The 6,089-nt window shown below is 67.1% G+C and carries 5 protein-coding genes; 1 reads left to right on the top strand and 4 read right to left on the bottom strand.

Annotated elements, in window-relative coordinates; all coding sequences use genetic code 11:
* Nucleotides 1-836, top strand: an 836-nt coding sequence (locus tag P3W85_RS39180; protein ID WP_276268757.1) for an AraC family transcriptional regulator, incomplete at its 5' end; no start/stop codon positions are given.
* 91 nt (nt 837-927) lie between these two features.
* Here P3W85_RS39180 and P3W85_RS39175 read toward each other — a convergent pair.
* The 4 genes from P3W85_RS39175 to P3W85_RS39160 form a co-directional block, all read right to left on the bottom strand.
* Complete coding sequence (locus P3W85_RS39175; RefSeq protein WP_017228776.1) at nt 928-2,169, bottom strand: M20 aminoacylase family protein; 1,242 nt, start codon at nt 2,167-2,169, stop codon at nt 928-930.
* Nucleotides 2,170-2,546: 377 nt separating this feature from the next.
* The gene (gene ltrA, locus P3W85_RS39170; protein ID WP_276268756.1) at nt 2,547-3,944 is read right to left on the bottom strand and encodes a group II intron reverse transcriptase/maturase; all 1,398 of its coding nucleotides are present in this window, start codon (nt 3,942-3,944) and stop codon (nt 2,547-2,549) included.
* 471 nt (nt 3,945-4,415) lie between these two features.
* On the bottom strand, nt 4,416-5,258 hold the full coding sequence (locus P3W85_RS39165; RefSeq protein ID WP_276268755.1) for a fumarylacetoacetate hydrolase family protein: 843 nt from the start codon (nt 5,256-5,258) through the stop codon (nt 4,416-4,418).
* A complete protein-coding gene (locus tag P3W85_RS39160) occupies nt 5,255-5,983 on the bottom strand; it encodes a GntR family transcriptional regulator (RefSeq protein ID WP_276268754.1) in 729 nt (242 codons plus the stop codon). Before P3W85_RS39160 ends, P3W85_RS39165 begins: the two co-directional genes overlap by 4 nt.
* Nucleotides 5,984-6,089: the final 106 nt, after the last annotated feature.

Raw genomic sequence — 6,089 nt, 5'->3', positions numbered from 1 at the left:
CGCGACCGCGAGGCGCCAGCGCCACGCGGCCGCCACGGGATGCCGCCGGTGGCGGCCGGGCCGACACCTACTCCGGATCGCCCGCCTACCTCAAGTACGACCGCAGCCCGATGCCCGTCACGGCCATGGCGGCCGACTATCAGCCGGGCCATGTCACCAGGCCGCACCAGCACCCGAATGCGCAGCTGGTGCACGCCGTGCATGGCGTCATGGTGGTCGCCACCGCCGAAGGCCAGTGGATCGTGCCGCCCACGCGCGGCATGTGGATGCCCGGCGGTACCGTGCACTGGATCCGCATGGTCGGCCATGTGCGCATGCGCACCGCCTATATCCGCCCGGACGCCGCCGCCAGCCTGCCGACCCGTTGCACCGTGCTGGGCATCACGCCCCTGCTGCGCGAACTCATCCTCGCCGCGATCGACATTCCCACCCCCTACAGCGCCGAATCCCGCGACGGGCGGCTGATGCGGCTGCTGCTGGACGAGGTGATGCTGGTGCCGACGCTGCCCCTGCACCTGCCCCGGCCCGCCGACGCCGGCCTGCGGCAGATCTGCGAGGCCATCGTTGGCGCACCGGATACGGCGCTGACGCTGGCTCAATGGGGCGAGCGGCTCGGGGTCGATCCCAAGACCATCCAGCGGCGCTTTGCGCGGGAGACGGGGATGACGTTCGGGCAATGGCGGCAGCAGGCCAGGCTGCTGGCGGCGCTGGAAAGGCTGGCCGCCGGGGCCAAGGTGGTGGATGTGGCGCTGGATCTCGGGTATGAGAGTCCCAGCGCGTTTTCCACCATGTTCAGGCGGCAGTTCGGGGTACCGCCCAGCGGGTTTTTCAAGTGAGGTTCTTGGTGCGCCAGCGAGCGCTGCGGCGTCGTTGCCGATCCCGATGCGCCAGGACCATCTGCAATGACGACGGTGTCTGCCCCAGTTCTCACCCCTCCAGGTACCTCTCCACCAGCCTGGCCCAATAAGCCGCCCCCACCGTCAGGTTCTCATCGTTGAAGTCATAGCCGGGGTTATGCAATAACGGCTGCCCCGCCCCATTCCCCATCCGCACGAAGCACCCCGGCCGCTGCTGCAGGAAGTAGGCAAAATCCTCGCTCCCCGCGATCAGCGGGAAATTCGCCACGACCCGGTCGGGCCCCACCAGTTCTTCGGCCACCTGGCGCGCGAACTCGGTCTCGCGCTCGCTATTGATCAGCACCGGGTAACCGCGGATGTAGTCGATCTCCACGGCCGCGCCATAGCCCTCGACATGGGAAGCCACCAGCCGGCGAATACGGTTCTCCAGCGTGCGCCGCACGTCGGGACTGAAGGAACGCACGCTCAGCTCCAGCTTCGCGCTTTCCGGGATCACATTGGGCGCATGGCCCGCGTGCAGCGTGCCGATGGTGACCACCGCGGTTTCGTTCGGGTCGATATTGCGCGACACGATGCTCTGCAGCGCCATCACCAGGCTGCCCGCGACCAGGATCGGGTCGATCGACTGGTGCGGCCGGGCGGCGTGGCCGCCCTTGCCGCGGATGGTGATGGCGACCGTGTCGCAGGCCGCCATGAAGGGGCCGGCGCGGAACATGAAGGTGCCGGCCTCCACCCCGGGGTGGTTGTGCAGGCCGAAGACCGCATCGCATGGGAAGCGCTCGAACAGGCCATCGGCAAGCATGCGTTCGGCGCCGCCGCCGGAGCCGATTTCCTCGGCAGGCTGGAAGATCAGGTGAACGGTGCCATCGAAGTTGCGCGTGCGCGCCAGTTGCCGCGCCGCGCCGAGCAGCACCGTGGTGTGGCCGTCGTGGCCGCAGGCGTGCATCTTGCCGGCGTGGATGCTGGCGTACGGCAGGCCGGTGCGCTCGTGAATGGGCAGCGCGTCCATGTCGGCGCGCACGCCGATGCTGCGGTGGCCATCGCCCTGGCGCAGCGTGCCCACCACGCCGGTACCGCCGACGCCGCGCGTCACCTGGTAGCCCCAGCCTTCCAGCCGGGTGGCGACCAGCTCCGCGGTACGCACTTCGTCGAAGGCGAGTTCGGGATGCTGGTGGATGCTGTGGCGGATCGCTTCCAGCTCGGCCCGGCTGCCGGCGGTGTCGGCGAGTTCGCAGAAGCGCTGGGAACGGGAGGCGGGAGCGGGCGAGTCGGCAAGCAGGGACTCGACGAATTCGGGGGCGTGTTCTGACATGGCAGTACTCGTTATGTCGTTATGTCTTCGAGGCGTTTCGAAGCGTATAGAAAACAGTATTTCACGCTGGGCGCAGAGCGCAAACGGTTTAACCCTTTGTAGCGAAATCAGGGGAACAACTGTTGCGAACGGGGGACGGTCCTGCGCGCGCGAGGGTCACAGGGGCAACCCCCACCCGCGCACGGGGATGGCGGGCCTGCCTTTTCAACGCGGCGCGAATGGCAGCAGGTATCGCTGGCGGTACAAGCGACGCCCGCCAGGCACTTGCCCCGGCCATCGGCACGACGCAAAACACACGACGCACAAATCGAGTAGGGTGAGGGGTCACCCCCTCAGCCCTCTCACACCACCGTACGTGCGGTTCCGCATACGGCGGTTCACAAGCGAGACTGCAGGCGCTGCTGGGTATCAAGCAGCGAGACCAGCCCCATGGCGTCGAAGTAGCGCTTATGGAACGCGGTGTTCATATGACTAGCCCCCGCATTCCACCATGGCCCATGACCATTGCGGGCCGAATGCCACGCGCGATCCTTCGTTAATCCCTGCCGACGCAGCATCACAGTGCGGGTAGCACGTCTCTTGGCCTGCCTCCATAGCAAGCAGCGCAGCCGTCGTCGCACCCACCCGTCCAGCGTCTCCAACACCCCTTTCGCTTCCGTGTATTGGAAGTACCCGATCCACCCGCGCAGCACCGGATTCAGCACTGCAATCGTATGGGCCAGGCTCCCCCCTCGCCCCGGACGCACCAACTCCCGTACCCGGGCCGTTAGCCTGCTTAGGCTTTCCGCCGCGATACGAAGCCGCGGCTGACGCTGCCCTGTCAGGCTGTAACCCAGGAACTTGCGCGCCCAAGGTCGTGCACACGCGCTCTTGCCCTCATTGACCCGCAGCTTCAGCCGCTCCTCCAGGAATGCTGTCATGCCGGCCAACAACTGCTGCCCTGCCGTCTCGCTGCGCACATAGACATTGCAGTCGTCCGCGTAACGACAGAACGCGAGGCCCCGCTTCTCCAGCTCACGGTCCCAATCCGTCAGCAGGATATTCGACAGCAACGGCGACAGCGGCCCGCCTTGCGGCGTGCCTTGCCTCCTTGCCTCGACCATCCCACCACGCATCAGCCCCGCTTCCAGATACCGCCGGATCAGCTTGAGCACCCGGACCTCCTTCACTTGCCGCGCCACCCGCGACATCAGGATGTCGTGGTTGACCCGGTCGAAGAACTTCTCCAGGTCGATGTCCACCACCCAGCGCCGGCCTTCCCGCACATACCGCTGTGCCTGCAAGACCGCCTGCTGAGCGCTGCGCCCCGGCCTGAAGCCGTAGCTCGACTCGGAGAATCCCGGCTCAAAGATCGGTTGGAGAACTTGCAGCAGCGCCTGCTGGATCAGCCGGTCCACCACCGTCGGGATGCCCAGTGTCCTCACCCCGCCCGCAGGCTTGGGGATCTCCACCGCGCGCACCGCCTGCGGGATGTATTGGCCGGTCAACAGCGCCACCTTGACGCTCGGCCAGTGCACCTTCAGCCAGTCGCGCAACGCCGTCACCGCCAGGGCATCCACCCCGGCCGCGCCGCCGTTGCTGACCACCTTCCGGTACGCCAGCCACATGTTGCCCTTCTCGACCACCGCCTCCATCAGCGATGGCGCCCGCGCTTTCGTTTGCCCGACAGCCGCCGTGCCAGCCTCCGCACCCCCATCGGCCCCAGGCAGGTTCCGCCTGCCGTCCTCCGCTGTGGGCTGCACTCGTTCGTGCATTTGGGCTTCGTCGGTAAGCATCGAGGTCTGTCGTCCTAATCGCGCTCGTTCATGTTCGGCCCTTCACCGCCAACCGCTCGCCTACTATGGCCTCTGCTGACTTCTGCACCGCCATCCCGACGCCTCTCGACGTCGGTAGCACCATGGCAGCGGTGCAGATCTCCCCGGGTATGACGCACTCACCTTCATGCTTATGCCTGTCGGATTTACGCCGCATCGTTCCGTGCAAGTATTGGGCTTCAGCAATTACGGCTACCTCACCCCAATACGGCGCCTCGTATCCGCTTCCTGTTCGTCAGGCCAGCGCTTTGCCTCGGGCTTCCTTCAGACCCCCAGTCGCCCGGGGAACCCTTGCCTCTGGCTAACACTTCCCCTTGCCGGGTGTGTAAGGGACTTGCACCCTCAAGTGAGTGCGCCCTGCCGGGCGCACCGCAAAAAGGGCGGCCCATCGCGGGCCGCCCTTCCCTTGGCGTTCAACCGGACCAGATGGCCCTAGGCGTACGCCACCACCGTCTGCCCCTGCTCGCCCAGGCCGTCGATGCCCAGGCGCATGGCGTCGCCCGCCTTGAGGAAGCGCGGCGGCTTGAAGCCCATGCCCACGCCCGGCGGCGTGCCGGTGCAGATCAGATCGCCGGGGTGCAGCGTCATGAAGCGGCTGACGTAGCTCACCAGCGTGGCCACGTCGAACACCATGGTGGCGGTGCTGCCCTTCTGCACGCGTTCGCCGTTGACGTCCAGCCACAGTCCCAGCGCCTGCGGGTCGGCCACTTCGTCGCGCGTGACCAGCCACGGCCCGACCGGGCAGAAGGTGTCGCAGCCCTTGCCCTTGTCCCAGGTGCCGCCGCGCTCGAGCTGGAATTCGCGCTCGGATACGTCGTTGACCACGCAGTAGCCGGCGACGTGGGAGAGCGCCTGGTCGCGCGGCACATCGCGGGCGACCTTGCCGATCACCACGCCGAGCTCCACCTCCCAGTCGGTCTTCCCGGAGCCGCGCGGCAGCATCACGTCGTCGTTGGGGCCGTTGAGCGAGCTGTTGGCCTTGAGGAAGACGATGGGCTCGGCCGGCAGCGGCATGCCGGCTTCGGCGGCATGGTCGGCATAGTTCAGGCCGATCGCCACGATCTTGCCGATGCCGCTCCAGGGTACGCCGAAGCGCTCGGCCTGCACCACCGGCAGCGTGGCCGGGTCCACCTGGGCCAGCCGCGCCAGCGCCTCGGCGGACAGCTGCTGCGGCCCCAGGCCATCCAGCACGCCGGACAGGTCGCGCACGCGGCCCTCGGCATCGATCAGACCCGGGCGTTCGGCGCCAGGCTTACCCACACGTACTAGTTTCATCGTTTCCCCTTGGCTTCGGTGGCGGTGCGGCCGGCGGGCTCGGAGAGGGTCCGCGCGACCACGGTAAGGACTTCTTTTGCGGTGTTCTCGGAGTGCTGGCGCAGCACCTGCGCCAGCCGCGGGCGGCCCGGCTCGCGCAGCGCGGCCATGATGGCCTCGTGCTCCTCGAACGACTCCTGCCAGCGCAGCATATCCGCATTGGCGGCGCCGCGCGCGCGGTGGACCTTGCTCATCAGCGTGGCGTAGATGCCGGCCAGCACCGGATTGGCGGCGCCGTCGATGATGAGCTGGTGGATCTCCTGGTTGGTGCGGAAGTACTCGGTGCGCCGCCCCGCGGCGTGGGCGTCGAGCATGGCCTGGTGCTTGCGCTCCAGCCGCGCCATGGCCACCTCGGACAGGCGCGCCGCGGCCAGTTCGCCGGCGGTGGCCTCGAGCCCGTGCAGCGTCTCGAAGGTGGCGCGCAGCTCGTCGAGATCCAGCGCCGCCACGCGGTAGCCGATGTATTGCCGATGCAGCACCAGCCCCTCGGACACCAGCACCTTGAGCGCCTCGCGCAGCGGCGTCTTGGAGACATCGAACATCTCGCAGAAGGCGCGTTCGTCGATGCGCGCGCCGGGCGGCAGCTCGCCCTCTTCGATCATGGTGCGCAGCCGGGCGGCGATTTCGGCCGACATGCCGAGGGTGCGCAGGCGCGCGGATTTGGGAAGCGTTTGAGTCACAGACATCACCGGGATGGGGAACATGCACCACAAGAAGGCTAACACATCCCAAAATTGTGCGGACGCAATATATAAAAATCAACAACTTACATGAGTTGTAATTACAGATTAC

This window comes from Cupriavidus basilensis, assembly GCF_029335485.1.
Classification (GTDB): domain Bacteria; phylum Pseudomonadota; class Gammaproteobacteria; order Burkholderiales; family Burkholderiaceae; genus Cupriavidus; species Cupriavidus basilensis_E.
Note: the sequence above shows the minus strand (reverse complement) of the source record. Positions and strands in the feature narration are given on the sequence as shown.

Coding starts and splice junctions, on each gene's coding strand:
- P3W85_RS39175 (WP_017228776.1), bottom strand. CDS start 2,169: ATGTCAGAACACGCCCCCGAATTCGTCGAGTCCCTGCTTGCCGACTCG.
- ltrA (WP_276268756.1), bottom strand. CDS start 3,944: ATGCTTACCGACGAAGCCCAAATGCACGAACGAGTGCAGCCCACAGCG.
- P3W85_RS39165 (WP_276268755.1), bottom strand. CDS start 5,258: ATGAAACTAGTACGTGTGGGTAAGCCTGGCGCCGAACGCCCGGGTCTG.
- P3W85_RS39160 (WP_276268754.1), bottom strand. CDS start 5,983: ATGTCTGTGACTCAAACGCTTCCCAAATCCGCGCGCCTGCGCACCCTC.